Annotated in this window: 13 protein-coding genes; 11 read left to right on the top strand and 2 right to left on the bottom strand. The window is 73.1% G+C overall.

Translation table 11 applies throughout. The features are described from left to right. Window positions 1-5 precede the first annotated feature (5 nt). The 9 genes from coaD to smc all read left to right on the top strand — a co-directional run bounded on the left by coaD (window position 6) and on the right by smc (window position 11,790). Complete coding sequence (coaD, locus tag EDF18_RS03835; protein ID WP_123546452.1) at window positions 6-488, top strand: pantetheine-phosphate adenylyltransferase; 483 nt, start codon at window positions 6-8, stop codon at window positions 486-488. 197 nt (window positions 489-685) lie between these two features. Continuing rightward, window positions 686-1,651 carry a MoxR family ATPase gene (locus EDF18_RS03830; protein WP_123547275.1) on the top strand — a complete coding sequence of 322 codons (966 nt, stop codon included), beginning with the start codon at window positions 686-688 and terminating at the stop codon, window positions 1,649-1,651. Between the two features lie 2 nt (window positions 1,652-1,653). Next, complete coding sequence (locus EDF18_RS03825) at window positions 1,654-2,919, top strand: DUF58 domain-containing protein (protein ID WP_133737744.1); 1,266 nt, start codon at window positions 1,654-1,656, stop codon at window positions 2,917-2,919. Then, the gene (locus EDF18_RS03820; RefSeq protein ID WP_123546450.1) at window positions 2,912-5,251 is read left to right on the top strand and encodes a transglutaminaseTgpA domain-containing protein; all 2,340 of its coding nucleotides are present in this window, start codon (window positions 2,912-2,914) and stop codon (window positions 5,249-5,251) included. The genes EDF18_RS03825 and EDF18_RS03820 overlap by 8 nt, the downstream gene beginning before the upstream one ends. A gap of 11 nt (window positions 5,252-5,262) precedes the next feature. Further along, window positions 5,263-5,853, top strand: a complete 591-nt coding sequence (locus EDF18_RS03815) for a DUF177 domain-containing protein (protein WP_123546449.1) — start codon at window positions 5,263-5,265, stop codon at window positions 5,851-5,853. Between the two features lie 69 nt (window positions 5,854-5,922). Beyond that, entirely contained in the window at window positions 5,923-6,126 is a 204-nt protein-coding gene (gene rpmF / locus EDF18_RS03810; protein WP_043593937.1) for a 50S ribosomal protein L32, read from the top strand. A gap of 53 nt (window positions 6,127-6,179) precedes the next feature. Further along, window positions 6,180-6,884 carry a ribonuclease III gene (gene rnc, locus EDF18_RS03805; protein WP_123546448.1) on the top strand — a complete coding sequence of 235 codons (705 nt, stop codon included), beginning with the start codon at window positions 6,180-6,182 and terminating at the stop codon, window positions 6,882-6,884. Between the two features lie 3 nt (window positions 6,885-6,887). Further along, window positions 6,888-7,916, top strand: a complete 1,029-nt coding sequence (locus EDF18_RS03800) for an Fpg/Nei family DNA glycosylase (RefSeq protein WP_123546447.1) — start codon at window positions 6,888-6,890, stop codon at window positions 7,914-7,916. A gap of 151 nt (window positions 7,917-8,067) precedes the next feature. Next, window positions 8,068-11,790 carry a chromosome segregation protein SMC gene (smc, locus tag EDF18_RS03795; RefSeq protein WP_123546446.1) on the top strand — a complete coding sequence of 1,241 codons (3,723 nt, stop codon included), beginning with the start codon at window positions 8,068-8,070 and terminating at the stop codon, window positions 11,788-11,790. Window positions 11,791-11,823: 33 nt separating this feature from the next. Here smc and EDF18_RS03790 read toward each other — a convergent pair whose 3' ends face one another. Beyond that, the gene (locus tag EDF18_RS03790; protein ID WP_123546445.1) at window positions 11,824-12,390 is read right to left on the bottom strand and encodes a histidine phosphatase family protein; all 567 of its coding nucleotides are present in this window, start codon (window positions 12,388-12,390) and stop codon (window positions 11,824-11,826) included. A 131-nt stretch (window positions 12,391-12,521) separates the two neighbouring features. Then, window positions 12,522-13,541, bottom strand: coding sequence for a TerC family protein (locus EDF18_RS03785; RefSeq protein ID WP_123546444.1), 1,020 nt, complete (start codon window positions 13,539-13,541; stop codon window positions 12,522-12,524). Window positions 13,542-13,791: 250 nt separating this feature from the next. Here EDF18_RS03785 and ftsY point away from each other — a divergent pair, with 250 nt between their 5' ends. Both ftsY and ffh read left to right on the top strand, forming a co-directional pair. After that, window positions 13,792-14,661, top strand: coding sequence for a signal recognition particle-docking protein FtsY (ftsY, locus tag EDF18_RS03780; protein ID WP_123546443.1), 870 nt, complete (start codon window positions 13,792-13,794; stop codon window positions 14,659-14,661). 43 nt (window positions 14,662-14,704) lie between these two features. Continuing rightward, the gene (gene ffh, locus EDF18_RS03775) at window positions 14,705-16,282 is read left to right on the top strand and encodes a signal recognition particle protein (protein ID WP_123546442.1); all 1,578 of its coding nucleotides are present in this window, start codon (window positions 14,705-14,707) and stop codon (window positions 16,280-16,282) included. Window positions 16,283-16,349: the final 67 nt, after the last annotated feature.

Raw genomic sequence — 16,349 nt, 5'->3', positions numbered from 1 at the left:
ACGGGATGAGCAGGATCGCCGTCGTCCCGGGGTCGTTCGACCCGGTCACCCTCGGCCACGTCGACGTCATCGCGAGGGCTGCGGGCATCTTCGACGAGGTCCACGTGCTGGTCGTGCACAACCCCGACAAGACCGCTCTCCTGCCCCTGCCGAAGCGGGTGTCGCTGCTCGAGCGGTCCCTCCGCGACGCGGGCCTGCCGAGCACCGTCTCGGTGCACAGCTGGAGCGTCGGGCTGCTGGTCGACTACTGCACCGAGGTGGGCGCGTCCGTCCTCGTCAAGGGCATCCGCTCCCAGGTCGACGTGGCGTACGAGACGCCGATGGCCATCATGAACCGCAGCCTGGCCGGCGTCGAGACCGTGTTCCTGCTCCCCGACCCGGCCCACGCCCACGTCTCGAGCTCGCTCGTCCGCCAGGTGGCGTCGCTCGGCGGCGACGTCCGGCCCTACGTCCCGACGGCCGTCGCCGACTACCTCGCGACGAGCTGACCGACCCGGCCCACCTGGCACACCGACCCACCTCAGCCGCACCGCACTCCGAACACGACACGACGCACCACGGACCGATCCAGATCACGCCCGGCACCCGAGAGACGACGACGATGACGACGACCACGACCAGCACCCCCGGCAGCGACGCTCGACGCGACCGCCGCAGGCCCGAGGCCGCGGTCGCGGGTCCGCCGATGTCGCTCGACGAGGTCCAGCAGAAGGCGCGCGGCATCCTCGAGGCCGTGGCCACGGTGATCGACGGCAAGGACGGGGCCATCAGCACGGCCCTCACCGTCCTGCTGGCCGAGGGGCACCTCCTGATCGAGGACGTCCCCGGCGTCGGCAAGACGCAGCTCGCCCGGGCGCTCGCGAAGGCGGTCGACGCGACCGTGACGCGCATCCAGTTCACGCCCGACCTGCTGCCGAGCGACATCACGGGCGTCTCGGTCTACGACCGGGAGCGGGGCGGCTTCCAGTTCGTCCCCGGCCCCGTCTTCGCGAACGTCGTCATCGGAGACGAGATCAACCGGGCGTCGCCCAAGACCCAGTCCGCCCTGCTCGAGAGCCTGGAGGAGCGACAGGTCACCGTCGACGGCATCACACACCCCCTGCCGCAGCCGTTCCTCGTCGTCGCGACGCAGAACCCGGTCGAGATGGAGGGCACCTACGCGCTGCCCGAGGCGCAGCGCGACCGCTTCATGGCCCGGATCTCGCTCGGCTACCCCGACGCCGAGAGCGAGCTGCGCATGCTCCGCCAGCGCGAGCGGACGAGCCCCCTCGACGTGCTCCAGCCCCTCGTCTCGCTCGACGACCTGACCCGCATGATCGCCGCCGTCCGCGGCGTCTACGCCGCCGAGGCGGTCGAGCGGTACGCCGTGCGCATCGTGCAGGCGACCCGGGTGCACCCCGACGTGCGGCTCGGGGCGAGCCCCCGTGCGACGCTCCAGCTGATGCGAGCCGCGAAGTCGTGGGCGGCCCTCAACGGCCGCTCGTTCGTGGTGCCCGACGACGTCGACGCCCTGAGCGGGCCCGTCCTCGGCCACCGCATCATCCTCGCCGGCCGTGCGGGGGCGGGGGCCGTCACGGCGGCGTACGACCTCGTCGCCGACGTGGTCGAGGCCACCGACGTGCCGCTCGGCGACCCCGCCGACGCGCGCTGACCGTGGCTCTCGGGCAGGCGCCGCGCCCCACGGCGCGGGGAGCGGGCGTGGTCGCCGCCGGCGGCGTCGTCGTCGTGTCGGGCGTGCTGCTCGACTCGACGCCCCTCGTCTTCGCGGGGCTCGTGCTCGTGCTCCTGGTCGTCGTCGTGCTCGTCTCCCTCGTCGTCCGCCGCCCCGACCTCGACGTGGCCCGGCGCTTCAGCCCCGGCCGCGGCGTCGCCGGGTGGTCGGTCGTCGAGACGCTCTCCCTCACGCCCCGGGGCAGGAGCCAGGTCGTGGTGCTGCGCGAGGGCCTGCCGTGGAGGGGCGGTCCGTCAGCCGAGTCCGCGACCGTCGCGCTCGAGCCGGGTCGCGCCTCCACCGCCGTGTTCCGCCACGTCGACCTCGTCCGGGGCCGGCACCGGGTGGGCCCGCTGACCGTCGACCTCGTCGAGTCGTTCGGCGTCGGACGGCGCCGGACGACCGTCCCCGGCACGCACGAGCTCGTCGTCGTGCCCGAGGTGCTCGATCTCGGGCTCGCGCGCGAGTCGCGGGCCCTCGGCGACGGGGCCCGCCGCCAGCGCGGGCAGAGCCTCACGGGCGCCGAGGACGACCCCGTGACCCGCGAGTACCGTCGCGGCGACCCGATGCGCCGCGTGCACTGGAAGGCCTCCGCGCGGCACGACGACCTGATGGTCCGCCAGGAGGAACAGCACGGCCTGCCGCACGTGCGCCTCGTCCTGCCGACCTCGCTCGGGTCGTGGGACGACGCGACGACGGGGCCGGGAGGCGCGGGCCGGCACAGCGACGCGTTCGAGTGGGCGCTGTCGGTCGTCGCCACGCTCGCGGTCGAGTGGGGCCACGCGGGGTCCGTCGCCCTCCTGACGACGCCGGACGGCGACCTCGTCGCCCGGCACGACCCCGAGACGACGACCGCGTTCCTCGACGCGCTCGCCGACGTCGTCCTCGACGACCCGGCCGGGCCGCCCGCACCGCCCGCCGCGGCTCGGGAGCCGGTCGTCGCCGTCGTGTCCAGCCTCCGGCGCCGCGACCTCGACGTCCTGCTCCGGTCACGCGCGGTCGGCGCGTCCGCCGTCGCCGTCGTGGTCTCCCCGACCCTCGGCTTCACCCACACGGGGCGGCCGGCCACGGGCGACGCCCGCGACGCGCCGCTCGGCCCCGACGAGGTCGCGGCCGCGCTGCGGAGCTCCCGGTGGCGGGTCGTCGAGGCAGGGGCGGGCGACGCCGTCGCGGACGTCGTCCGAGGGGCAGGGCTGCTCGATGGTTGACGGCACGCGCAACGGAGGCACGGCGACCGGCGGCCGTGCCGGCTCTCCGGCACCCCGGACGTCGAGTCCGCGCCCGCCCGACCGGGTCTCGTCGGCTCGTGGACGCCCGACCTCCCCGCCGACGGGCTGGCTCACCAGCCTGCTCGTCTGGCTCACCCTCGCGGCGTCGCTGGCGAGCCTTTCCTCGCTGTTCCAGGGGGCAGGCTGGTGGTTCGCGGGCGCCGGGGTCGCCGCGGTCGTGCTGGGCGCCTCCCTCGGAGCCAGGGCACTCGGGGCCGGGCCGGTGCTCGGTTGGGTCGCCGGGCTCGTCTCGGGCGTCCTCGTCACGTCGGCGCTGGTCTCCGGCGGCACCGCCGTCCTCGGCGTCGTGCCGACGGCCGCGACCCTGCAGCGCCTCCGCGACCTCGGCGACCAGGCGACGACGACGATCGTCGAGGGCACCGCGCCCGTCGAGGTGCAGGACGGCCTCCTCGCCGTCGTCGTGGCGGCCGTGCTCGGCGTGGCCGTGGTGAGCGACCTCGTGTCGACCGTGGGCCGGATGCCCGGCCTCACGGGCGCCTTCCCCGCCGTCGTCCTCGCCGTGCCCTCGTTCGTCCCCGGCACGGCCGTCCGCTGGCCCTGGGTCGTCATCGCCGTGCTCTGCTGGATCGCACTCCTGGCCGTCTCGACCGGGCGGCGCCCCACCCGGGCGACGGCCGTCGGGGGAGTCGCGGCCGTCGGCGTCGCCGCCCTGCTCACGGCGGTGGTGCCCTTCGGCGGCGTCGCCCCGCTGACCGGCGTCGGCACCGGCACCGGGCTCGCGACCGGGGTCAACCCCGTGGTCGACCTGGGCGACGACCTCCGTCGCGGCGCCCCGTTGACGGTCCTCACCTACCGCTCGTCGGACGCCGACGGCACCTACCTGAAGCTGGTCGACCTCGTCGACTTCAGCGGCCGCACCTGGAGCCCCGCCGACGCCGAGATCGACCCCGCCGACGGCCTCGAGGCGATCCCGGACGCGCCGGGCATCGCCGACGGCACCTCGCGTCGCGTCGTCAGCACGGAGGTGCAGATCGGTGCGCTCCGCAGCCCCTACCTGCCGGTGCCCGTGCCGCCGCAGACCATCACGGGCCTCGACGACGGCTGGTCGTTCGTCGACCAGTCGGGCGTGACGGTGCGCAGCACCAGCGAGAGCACCCAGGGCCTCGAGTACACCGTCGAGAGCCGCCCCGTCGACCCGAGCCCTGAGCAGGTCGTCGCCGCGCTGAGCGACCAGGGCACCGACATGTCGACGTACCTCTCGGTCGACGGCGTGCCCCAGACCGTCACCGACCTCGCGGCCGAGGTCACGGCCGACGCCGCGAACCCCTTCGACGCCGCGGTCGCCCTGCAGGACTGGTTCCGTGACGGCGACTTCACCTACTCGGAGGACACCCCGGTCGACGAGGGCTACGACGGCAACGGCCTCGACGCCGTCGAGCGGTTCCTCGAGGTGAAGAGCGGGTACTGCGTGCACTTCGCCTCCGCCATGGCGGTCATGGCGCGAACGCTGGGCATCCCGTCGCGGATGGCCGTCGGATTCCTGCCGGGCACGCCCACGGGCTTCGGCGACGAGACCGCCCGGGCCGTCAGCAGCGACGACCTGCACACCTGGCCCGAGCTGTACTTCGAGGGCCTCGGCTGGTTGCCCTTCGAGCCGACCGTCGGGCTCGGCACGCCGCAGTCGTACCTGCAGGAGACGGGCGTCGAGCCGACGGCCGCGCCCAGCGCGCCCGACGAGGCGACCCCCGAGCCCTCGGCAGACGAGCCCTCCGCCGTGCCGAGCGCGGCCGGCCCGACGCCCGGCGCGGAGGAGACGCAGGGCGCGTCCGCTCAGTCGGGTGCCTCGAGCCCTGTCGCCGTGGCCGGCGGCGCCCTGGGCCTCGCCGTCCTCGCCGCCCTGCTCGTCGTTCCCTCCGGCATGCGCCTGGCCCGTCGTCGACGACGGCTCACGGCGAGTCCGCCCGACCGGGCGCTCGGCGCGTGGCGGGAGGTGCTCGACACCGCCCTCGACCTCGGCGTGGCGCCGCCGGCCGGCGCGACGCCCTCAACGGCCGCAGCCGCGCTCGACGGCGTCCTCCGCTCGGCGACCCGTCCCGACGAGGAGGCGCGGCGCGCCCTGGCCTCGCTGTCGGCGGCGCTCGAGGCGGAGCGGTTCGGCGGCGACCCCGCGGGGGCCGTTGTCGCGGACGACGCTCGACGGGTGCTGCGGGCCCTCCGCGCCTCCTCGCCTCCCGGCCGCCGCGTGGCGGCGACCCTGGCCCCGCGCTCGCTCGTGAGGCCGTCGGAGGCGAGATCGGGCGTGGGCGCGTAGAGTCTTCCCTCGTGCCTCACTACACCAAGACCCCCTGGACGCTGTCGGTCTACGACCTCCTGCACCGAGCGGGCGAGATGCGCGAGCACTCGATCGAGGTCGTCGTCCCCGAGCGACTGGGCGAGGGCCAGGTCGCCGTGCAGGCGGGCGCCGTGCTCGATCTCGACGTGCGGCTCGAGGGCCTGCACGACGGCATCCTCGTGTCCGCGACCGTCAGCGGCACCGCGACCGGCGAGTGCAGCCGCTGCCTCAAGCCCATCGCCGAGCCTGTCGAAGTCGATATCGCCGAGCTTTTCGCGTACGATGTCGACGAAGCTTTTGACTACCAGGTTCACGAAGACCACGTCGATCTTGAACCTGTCGTCAGAGACGCAGTGGTCCTGTCACTGCCCTTCCAGCCGGTCTGTCGTCCGGACTGCCCTGGACTCGACCCGGTGACGGGCGAACGAGTCGAGGACATCCCCGACTACCAGCCCCGTGAAGGCGTCGATCCCCGGTGGTCGGCCCTCGCAGGGTTCCACGCTGAACAGGCACCGGTCCTCCAAGAACCAGTTGGCAGGGCAGTCACCGACAACGAGTCGAAGCCCGACACGTCTGCCTGAGACCACCCGCGTCACCCACCCACGTCAGACCCAGGCCCCCGCGGGGGCCGCAACAGAGAAGAGAACCTCATGGCCGTTCCCAAGAGGAAGCAGTCACGCTCGAACACCCACGCACGTCGGTCGCAGTGGAAGGCCACTCCCGTCCAGCTGGTGAAGACCATCGAGAACGGCAAGGTCACCTACAGCCTCCCGCACCGTGCCAAGGTCGTCGAGGACAGCGCCGGCACCGCCCTGTACATGGAGTACAAGGGCCGCAAGGTCGCCGACGTCTGAACCCGTCTCCCGTGACCACGTCACCCGTGACACCGTCACACCCCGATCAGCCCGTGTCGAGCCTCTGTGCCGACCGGGCTGATCTGTTGGTGCAGCTGGGCATCGAGGTGCGCCCCGACCTGATCGAGCTCGCCCTCACCCACCGGTCGTACGCCTACGAGCACGGCGGCATCGCCAACAACGAGCGGCTCGAGTTCCTCGGCGACTCGATCCTCGGGCAGGCCGTCACGGTCATGCTCTTCACCGAGAACCCCGACCTCGACGAGGGCGAGCTGGCCAAGCGCCGCGCGAGCCTCGTGAGCACGGTCGCCCTCGCCGAGATCGCCCGCAACATCGGGCTCGGCGCACACCTGCGCCTCGGCCGCGGCGAAGAGCTGACCGGCGGGCGCGACAAGCCGTCCATCCTCGCTGACACGGTCGAGGCCATCATCGGCGCGACCTACCTCGACGCCGGCGGAGAGGTCGCGACCGCCTTCGTGCTGCGCCTGGTGGCGCCGCTCCTCGTCGACCCCGCGCGCTTCGGCGCCGCGATGGACCCGAAGACGAGCCTGCAAGAACTCAGCGCCGCCCGCGGCCGGGGGATGCCGTCGTACCACGTGACCGACAGCGGGCCCGATCACGACAAGCGGTTCCACGCCGCCGTGCGGCTCGGCGACTCGCCGGACGACGTCGCCCACGGCACCGGCAGCAGCAAGAAGCAGGCCGAGATGGCCGCGGCGCTCGAGGCCTGGACACGGCTCTCGAGCACCGACCGCTAGCCCGTGCCCGAGCTCCCCGAGGTCGAGGTCGTCCGTGCGGGCCTCGCGCCCGTCGTGGCCGGCTCCGTCGTCACGGGCGTCACCGTGCTCGACGAGCGCTCGCTCAAGCGGCACCGGGGCCCGTCCGTCGACTTCGTCGACCGCCTCGTCGGCGGCACCCTCGACTCGGCCGTCCGCCGCGGCAAGTTCCTCTGGTTCCCGTTCGAGCCAGCTGAGCGGCACGACCACCCCCTCGCCCTCGTCGCCCACCTCGGCATGAGCGGCCAGGTGCTGCTCCGCAGCTCCGACCACCCGGCCGACCGGTTGATGCGCATCCGGCTCGACGTCGACAGCCCGAGCCTCGGTCGCGTGCGGCTCGCGTTCGTCGACCAGCGGATCTTCGGGTCGATGGCCCTCGACGAGACCGTCCCCACGCCCGACGGCCGTGCGGCCGGCTACGCGGGGGCACACCTGCTCGGGTCGCCGGAGGCGGCAGCCGACGACGCGGCACGCGCCGCCGCCGCGGCCCCGTCGGTCGCGGCCCCTGCGGCCTCGTCCGCGGTCCCCGCCGCTCCCGCGTGGGCGCTGCGGGTCCCGCAGCAGGTCGCGCACATCGCCCGCGACCCCCTCGACCCGGCCTTCGACGAGTCCGCCGTCGTGACCCGCCTCCTGGCCCGCCGCACGGGGGTCAAGCGCGCGCTGCTCGACCAGGGCCTGCTCAGCGGCGTCGGCAACATCTACGCCGACGAGAGCCTCTGGGCGGCACGCGTGCACCCCGAGCAGCCGACGGAGGCGCTCTCGCGGGCCAGGGCGCGCCTCCTGCTGTCCGAGGTCCGGGCCGTGCTGCTCAAGGCCCTCGGGGAGGGCGGCACGAGCTTCGACGCGCAGTACGTGAACGTGAACGGGCAGTCCGGGTACTTCAGCCACAGCCTCGCCGCCTACGGGCAACAGGGGCGGCCGTGCCCGCGCTGCGGCACCGCGATCGTGCGCGAGGCGTTCATGAACCGGTCGAGCCACCTCTGTCCGCGCTGCCAGCGGGTCCGCACGGCCTGAGCCTCCCGCCCTCGCGGACACCGCGCGGCAGCCGCGCCGGCGTGCGCCGCCCTGCCCGCGCCTCCCGGGGCCGGGGCCCGCGCTCGCCTATCCTCGGAGGGACGCCGCAGATCGTGTCGACACGTCACCTGGAGCAGGGGAGGAGGGGCGCGTGCACCTGAAGAGCCTCACCCTCAAGGGCTTCAAGTCGTTCGCCTCGCCGACCACCTTCGCCTTCGAGCCCGGCGTCACCTGCGTCGTCGGCCCCAACGGCTCGGGCAAGAGCAACGTCGTCGACGCGCTCGCCTGGGTGATGGGCGAGCAGGGCGTCAAGTCGCTGCGCGGCGGCACCATGGCCGACGTCATCTTCGCCGGCACGTCGACGAGGGGCCCGCTCGGCCGGGCACAGGTGGTGCTGACCATCGACAACGCCGACGGCGCTCTGCCGATCGACTACGCCGAGGTCACGATCAGCCGCACGCTCTTCCGCAACGGGGGCAGCGAGTATGCGATCAACGGCGAGGGCTGCCGGCTGCTCGACGTGCAAGAACTGCTGAGCGACTCCGGCCTCGGCCGCGAGATGCACGTGATCGTCGGCCAGGGGCAGCTCGACGCCGTGCTGCGGGCCACGCCGGAGGAGCGGCGCGGCTTCGTGGAGGAGGCGGCGGGCATCCTCAAGCACCGGCGCCGCAAGGAGAAGACCCTCCGCAAGCTCGACGCCATGCAGGCGAACCTGACGCGGCTGAGCGACCTCGCCGGCGAGATCCGGCGCCAGCTCAAGCCGCTGGGCCGCCAGGCCGAGGTCGCTCGCGAGGCGCAGACCATCGCGGCGGTGGTCCGCGACGCGAAGGCGCGCCTCCTCGCCGACGAGGTCGTGGCGCTGCGCGACGTGGTCGTCCGCCAGTCCAGCAGCGAGGCCGAGCGCCGCAGCGAGCGGAACGTGCTGCAGGAGCAGCTCGACCAGGCCAAGGCCCGCGAGCAGCGCCTCGAGCAGCAGATGGTCGGCGACGCCGTCGACGAGGCGCGCCGGGTCGCCTTCGGCCTCGAGTCGGTCGAGGAGCGGCTCCGCGGCACGTCGAGCCTCGCGCGGCAGCGCCTCCAGCTGCTCGCCGAGCAGTCCGACCAGCCCGAGCTGCCCAGCACCGTGAGCGCCGGCATGGTCGCCGACGCGCGTGACGAGGCCGAGAGGCTCCAGGGAGGCGTGGCCGAGGCGGAGCAGGCCCTCGCCGAGGCGCGGGCCGCCACGGTCGCCGCCCGGGCCGTGCTCGAGGCGCTCGACGACGAGATCGCCGCCCAGAGCGCGCTGATCTCCCGCCACGACCTCCTCCTCGGCCAGCTCCGCGGCGCCCTCGAGGTCGCGCAGTCGCGGCTGGCGGCCGTCCGTGGCGAGGTCCTCCGCCAGGGCGCGGCGCGGGAGGCGGCGGTCGCGCGCCGGGACGCGGGCCGGGCCGAGCTCGCCCAGCTCGAGGAGGAACTGGCGGGCGCGTCGGCGGGTCCCGACGACACGGACGAGGACACGAGCGACGCGGACGACACGGCCGACGGGGTCGGCGAGGGGGCCGACGGGGCTGGTGGCGACCCCGTCGACCACGAGGCCGTCCGCGCCGAGGCCGAGCGCGCCTCCGCCGAGCTGCAGTCCGAGGTCGACGCCCTTCGCGGCCGCCTGCACGCGGCCGAGCGCGAGCGTGACGCGCTGGCCGCCCGACGCTCCGCGCTGACGATGGCCCTCGACCGTGCGGACGGCACGACGGCCCTCGTCGCCGCCGACCGCCCGGGGGTGCGCGGCGCCGTCGCCGAGCACGTGCAGGTGCGGCCCGGCTACGAGGCCGCCGTCGCTGCGGCGCTCGGCAGCGTGGTCGACTCCGTCCTCGTCGACGACCTCGACGCGGCCTTCGCCGCCGTCGCGCACGCGACCGACGCCGAGCTGGGGCGCGTCGAGGTCGTCGTGGCGGCGCCCGAGCGGGTCCTGCCCGCGCTCGCCGTCGACCTGCCCTCGGGAGCCGTGGCCGCCTCCTCCGTCGTCGACGCGCCTCCGGGCGTCCTGGGCCTCCTCGCGAGCACCGTCGTCGCCGACGACCTGACGACGGCCCGGGCCGCCTGGGCCGCGCTCTCGGCGCACCCCCTGCCGGTCACCGTCATCACGCGCTCGGGCGAGGTGCTCACCGACTTCGTCCTCCGCGGCGGCTCGGGCGCCGAGCGCTCGCGCCTCGAGCTGGTCGCCGAGCGCGACGCCGCCGCCGAGCGCCTCGGCGAGGTCGAGGCCGCGGCGAGCCGGCTCTCCGCCCTGCACACGACCGCCGAGGAGGCGCTGGCCTCGTCCCGGGCACAGGCCGCGGAGGCCGCCCGCCTGGCCCGCGAGCAGGCCGCGGAGGAGGCTCGGGCGGCCGCGGAAGCCGCCCGGGCGGCCCGCGAGCAGCAGGCGGCGGCCGCGGCCGTCGAGCAGCAGCTGGCACGCCTGCGGGCCCAGGTCGACGCGGCCGAGGCCGAGGAGGCACGCCTCGGCGAGTCCCTGGCGGCCGCCGAGCAGGGAGCCGTCGCGGCCCAGGCCGCGGTCGACGCGGCACGGGCCGAGCACGACGAGCACGCCTCGCGTCCGCGTCCGATCCTCGACGCCTCGGCCCGCGACGGGGTGCTCGCCGAGGTCGAGCAGGCGAGGGCCGCGGAGATCGAGCGCCGGGTGCAGCTCGAGACCGTCCGCGAGCGGGTCCGTGCCGAGGCCGCCCGCGCCGTCGACCTGAAGCGTCAGCTCGACGAGCAGCGGGCCGCCGCCGACGAGCACGCCCGGCGCACCGTCGTCCGGCAGCGCGAGATGCGGCGTACCTCCGCAGTGCTCGCGGGGCTGCCCTCGGTGCTCGACGCCGTCGGTCGGTCGCTGGCCGAGGCCCGGCAGGAGCTCGCCGCGCAGGAGGCGGCACGCACGCAGCAGAACGACGAGCTCGCGGCGCTGCGACGAGACGAGCGAGCCCTCCGGGAGCGACTGCACGGCGTGACCGAGGACGTGCACGGCCTCGAGATGGAGATCTACGAGAAGAAGCTGCACCTCGGGCAGCTGCTCGAGCGCGCTGCGTCCGAGCTCGGGCTCGACGACGAGGTGCTCGTGGCCGAGTACGGCCCCGACGTGCTCGTGCCCGAGGACGTCACGTCGGGGAACGACTCCGGGGCGTTCGACGGCGACGCGGCGGCGGGTACGCCCTTCGACCGCGCCGAGCAGACCGCCCGGCTCGAGGCCGCGAGCCGCAAGCTCGCCCAGCTCGGCCGGGTCAACCCGCTCGCGCTCGAGGAGTTCTCGGCCCTCGAGCAGCGCCACGCGTTCCTCACCGAGCAGCTCGCCGACCTCACGCGGACGCGGCGCGACCTGCTCGCGATCATCGACGAGATCGACGAGAAGATGCAGACCGTCTTCGCGAGCGCGTTCGCGGACACGCAGGCCGCGTTCGACCGGGTGTTCCCGGTGCTGTTCCCCGGCGGCAGCGGGTCCTTGCTGCTCACCGACCCCGACGACCTCCTGGCCACCGGCATCGAGGTCACGGTGCGACCGGCCGGCAAGAAGATCGAGCGCCTGTCGCTGCTGTCGGGCGGGGAGCGCTCGCTCGCTGCCGTGGCGCTCCTCATCGCCATCTTCAAGGCCCGGCCGAGCCCGTTCTACATCATGGACGAGGTGGAGGCGGCACTCGACGACGCGAACCTCGGCCGCCTCCTCGCCATCTTCGAGGACCTGCGCGAGACCAGCCAGCTCATCGTCATCACGCACCAGAAGCGCACGATGGAGATCGCGGACGCGCTCTACGGCGTCACGATGCGCCAGGACGGCGTGAGCGCCGTCGTCGGCCAGCGGGTCGTCACCGACCGCACGCCGGACCAGCGGACCGCGGCCGCGACGGGCTCCGTGGCCTAGACGGCGTGCGCCGGCCTCGACGGGCTCTGCGGCCTAGACGGTGCGGTCGTTGATCGAGACGACCTTCCAGGCCGACCCGTCCCACTCGACCGTGTTGGCGGCGGCGTTCTCGATGTGCGGCACCTCGGCGCCCATGATCGCGGCCAGGGTGAAGCGGATGATCGTGCCGTGGCAGACGACGACGATGTGCGCGTCGGGGCCGTCGAGGGGCAGGCGGGTGTCGCGGATCATCTCGAGCGCGCCGAGGCCGCGTGCGGCGACCGACTCACGCGGCTCGATGTCGGGGAACGACTCGTTCGGCTCGTCCGGGATGGGGGAGTCGGGCACCCAGCCCTCGCGCGACGCGTAGTCGCGCTCGATCAGCTCGTCGTAGGCGTCGCCGAGCTCGATGCCGAGCTCGCTCGCGATGATCTGAGCCGTCTCGCGTGCGCGCATCAGCGGCGACGACACAATCGCCGACCACTCGGCGCCGGCCAGCACGCGCGCGGCCTCGAGGGCCTGCCCGCGGCCGGTGTCGTTCAGCGGGACGTCCGACGACCCCTGCAGCTTGTCCTGGCTGTTCCAGTCGGTCTGTCCGTGTCGGATGAGCTCGAGTCGCATGTGCCTGTGTTTCCGTCCTGGTGTCGCGGTCGTGGTGGTGCGGTGTCGCGGTCGTGTGGTGTGGCTGTGCCGCAGCTCAGCCGAGGAGGCGGTGCGCGCGTCCCGGGGACGCTCGCACCGCCTCCCGCGCCCTAGCGCTCGTCGGCCTCGGCCTCTGCGTTCGTCGCCGGCAGCGTGTCCGGGATGCCGTCGCGCTTCGTCTTGCGGAGGCTGAGGACCGTCGCGACGGCGATGGTCAGCAGGATGAAGCCGAGCGAGAACCAGATCGGGATCTCGGGGATCCACTCGATCGGCTGGCCGCCGTTGATGAACGGCACCTCGTTGACGTGCAGGGCGTGGAACACGAGCTTGACGCCGATGAAGGCGAGGATGACCGCGAGGCCCTGGGCCAGGTAGACGAGGCGCTCGAGCAGGCCCGAGATCAGGAAGTACAGCTGGCGGAGGCCGAGCAGCGAGAAGGCGTTGGCGGTGAAGACGATGTACGCCTCCTGCGTCAGGCCGAAGATCGCGGGGATCGAGTCGAGCGCGAACAGCACGTCGGTGAGGCCGATGGCGAGCATCACCAGGAACAGCGGCGTGAAGAGGCGCTTGCCGTTCACCTTGGTCGTCAGGCGGTCCTCGTCGTAGTCGTCCGACGTCGGGACGATGCGGCGCAGCGTGCGGATGAGCTTGCTGTCCGCCTGGTCGCCCTCGTCGTGGCCGCCGCGGACCTGGCTGTAGGCGAGCCAGAAGAGCAGGGCGCCGAAGAGGTAGAAGACCCACGAGAAGTTGTCGATGATCGCGACGCCCGCGGCGATGAAGAGGCCGCGCGAGATCAGGGCGATCGCGATGCCGACGAGCAGCACCTTCTGCTGGTAGATCCGCGGCACGGCGAAGCTCGTCATGATGATCAGGAAGACGAAGAGGTTGTCGACCGAGAGGGCCTTCTCGGTGATCCAGCCGGCGAAGTACTCGCCGCCGTAGGTCCAGTTCGAGAAGACGCCGACGCCGACGCCGAACAGGATCGCGATGCCGATGTAGACGATCGACCAGAAGGCCGACTCGCGGATGGTGGGCTCGTGCGGGGTCCTGACGTGGCTGTAGAAGTCGAAGATCAACAGCCCGAGGATGCCGGCGATGGTGATCGCCCAGGTGAGGAAGTGGACGTCCATGGTGTACCTCCAGTACGCGACGGGTACTGAAGGTCTCTTCCGCCCAGGCGACCGTCCAGCGCTGCTGGTGGGTCGAGGACCGGCGCACCGGGTCGAGATCGGTCTCTTCCGTATTGACGATGGCACCGCGAGGGAGTACTCCCCTTCAACCCGCTGAGCTTACATCCACTGCAACGGTCCGGGCGGTCGTCGGCCCGAGAACGAGTCTGCGAGGCCCGTGTGGTCCGTGCGGCTCGTTAGGCTGTGGCCCATGGCTTCCCCCTGGTCCCTCTCCGGTGCCCTCCGCGGCATGTTCGCGAAGAAGACGATCGACGACACCACCTGGGACGAGCTCGAGGAGGCGCTGATCGGCGCCGACTTCGGTCCCGACGTCACCGAGCAGGTCGTCGACGACCTCCGCGAGAAGGTGCAGCGCTACGCGACGACCGACCCGGCCGACCTCAAGCGCATGCTGCGCGAGACCCTGGAGGAGCGGCTGTCGGTGCTCGACTCGACGCTCAAGCTCAGCGCGCGTCCCGCCGTCGTGCTCATGGTCGGGGTCAACGGCGTCGGCAAGACGACCACGATCGGCAAGTTCGCCAAGTTCCTGCGCAACTTCGACCGGTCCGTGGTCGTGGGCGCGGCCGACACCTTCCGGGCCGCCGCGGTCGAGCAGGTGGCGACCTGGGCCGAGCGCGCGGGCGCGCAGATCGTCCGGCCGCAGCAGCCGGGCCAGGACCCGGCCTCCGTGGCCTTCCAGACGGTCGAGTACGCGATGCGCGAGGGCATCGAGATCGTCCTGATCGACACCGCCGGCCGCCTGCAGACCAAGTCCGGCCTGATGGACGAGCTCGGCAAGATCAAGCGCGTCGTCGAGAAGCAGACCGAGATCGCCGAGGTGCTGCTCGTGCTCGACGCGACGACCGGCCAGAACGGCCTGGCCCAGGCTCAGGCCTTCATCGAGCACGCCGGCGTCACGGGCCTCGTCCTCACGAAGCTCGACGGCTCCGCCCGCGGTGGGTTCGTCCTCGCCGTGCAGGAGCAGACCGGCATCCCGATCAAGCTCGTCGGCCAGGGCGAGGGCATCGCCGACCTCACGGGCTTCACGCCGCACGTCTTCGTCCAGAACCTGATCGGCTAGTCCGCAGGGCACCGGTCTCGCGGTCCGTTAAGCTGAGGCCACCATGGCCACATTCGGAACCCTCTCTGACCGCCTCGCGGACACGTTCAAGAACCTCCGCAACAAGGGCAAGCTCACGCCCGCCGACGTCGACGGCACCGTCCGGGAGATCCGGCGCGCCCTGCTCGACGCCGACGTCGCGTTCGAGGTCGTCAAGGCGTTCACCACCAAGATCCGCGACCGCGCCCTGGGCGACGAGGTGAACAAGGCCCTCAACCCGGCCCAGCAGGTCGTCCAGATCGTCAACGAGGAGCTCATCGAGATCCTCGGCGGCCAGCAGCGCCGCCTCGAGTTCGCCAAGAACCCGCCGACCGTCATCATGCTCGCCGGCCTCCAGGGCGCGGGCAAGACGACCCTCGCCGGCAAGCTCGCCAAGTGGCTCGCGAAGGACGGCCACACCCCGCTCCTCGTGGCCTGTGACCTGCAGCGCCCCAACGCCGTGCAGCAGCTCCAGGTCGTGGGCGAGCAGGCGGGGGCCGCCGTGTTCGCCCCCGAGCCGGGCAACGGCGTCGGCGACCCGGTGAAGGTCGCCAAGCAGGCCATCAAGTTCGCCCGCGACAAGGTCTACGACACGGTCATCGTCGACACCGCCGGCCGTCTCGGCGTCGACGCCGAGCTGATGAAGCAGGCCGCGAACATCCGCAAGGCGATCGATCCCGACGAGGTGCTCTTCGTCATCGACGCCATGATCGGACAGGACGCGGTCGCGACGGCCAAGGCCTTCCAGGCGGGCGTCGACTTCACGGGCGTCGTGCTCTCGAAGCTCGACGGCGACGCGCGGGGCGGTGCGGCGCTGAGCGTCGCCTCGGTCACCGGCCGACCGATCATGTTCGCCTCGACGGGCGAGACGCTCGACGCGTTCGAGCCGTTCCACCCGGACCGCATGGCGAGCCGCATCCTCGACCTCGGAGACATCCTCTCCCTGATCGAGCAGGCCCAGGGTGCCTTCGACGAAGAAGAGGCCCGAGCCGTCGCGGAGAAGATCGCGACCGACAACTTCACCCTCGACGACTTCCTGAAGCAGATGCAGCAGCTGCGCAAGATGGGGTCGATCAAGGGCATGCTCGGCATGCTCCCCGGGGCGAAGGGCATGCGCGAGCAGCTCGAGAACTTCGACGAGCGTGAGATCGTGCGCACCGAGGCGATCATCCAGTCGATGACCCCTCAGGAGAGGGCGCTGCCGAAGCTCCTGAACGGCTCCCGCCGGCTGCGCATCGCGCGGGGCTCCGGCATGACCGTCACCGACGTGAACCAGCTCGTGCAGCGCTTCGAGCAGGCCTCGAAGATGATGAAGACCGTGGCGAAGGGCGGCGTGCCGCAGGTGCCCGGCATGGGCCCCATCCCCGGGGCGTCGTACGGCGGCAAGAAGCAGCAGCCGAAGAAGAAGGGCTCCAAGGCCGGCAACCCGGCCAAGCGTGCCGCGCAGAACGCTGCCCTCGCCTCCGGCGGGTCGGCAGGTGCCTCGGGCGGATCGGCGGGCGGCTCCGGCTTCGGCCTCGGCGGCGGCGCCGGTGCCGGTGCCGGCAAGGCGCCCACCGAGGAAGAGCTGGCGTCGCTGCAGAAGATGCTCGGTCGCGGCTAGCGGCCTGTCAGGGGCGCAGGCCCTCGAGAGCGCAGGAGGCGCGGGTCGGCCGACCCGCGCCTCCTCT

The sequence above is a fragment of the Frigoribacterium sp. PhB107 genome, from assembly GCF_003751515.1.
In the GTDB taxonomy this organism is placed as follows: Bacteria; Actinomycetota; Actinomycetes; order Actinomycetales; family Microbacteriaceae; genus Frigoribacterium.
This window is presented reverse-complemented; position numbering and strand designations above follow the sequence as displayed.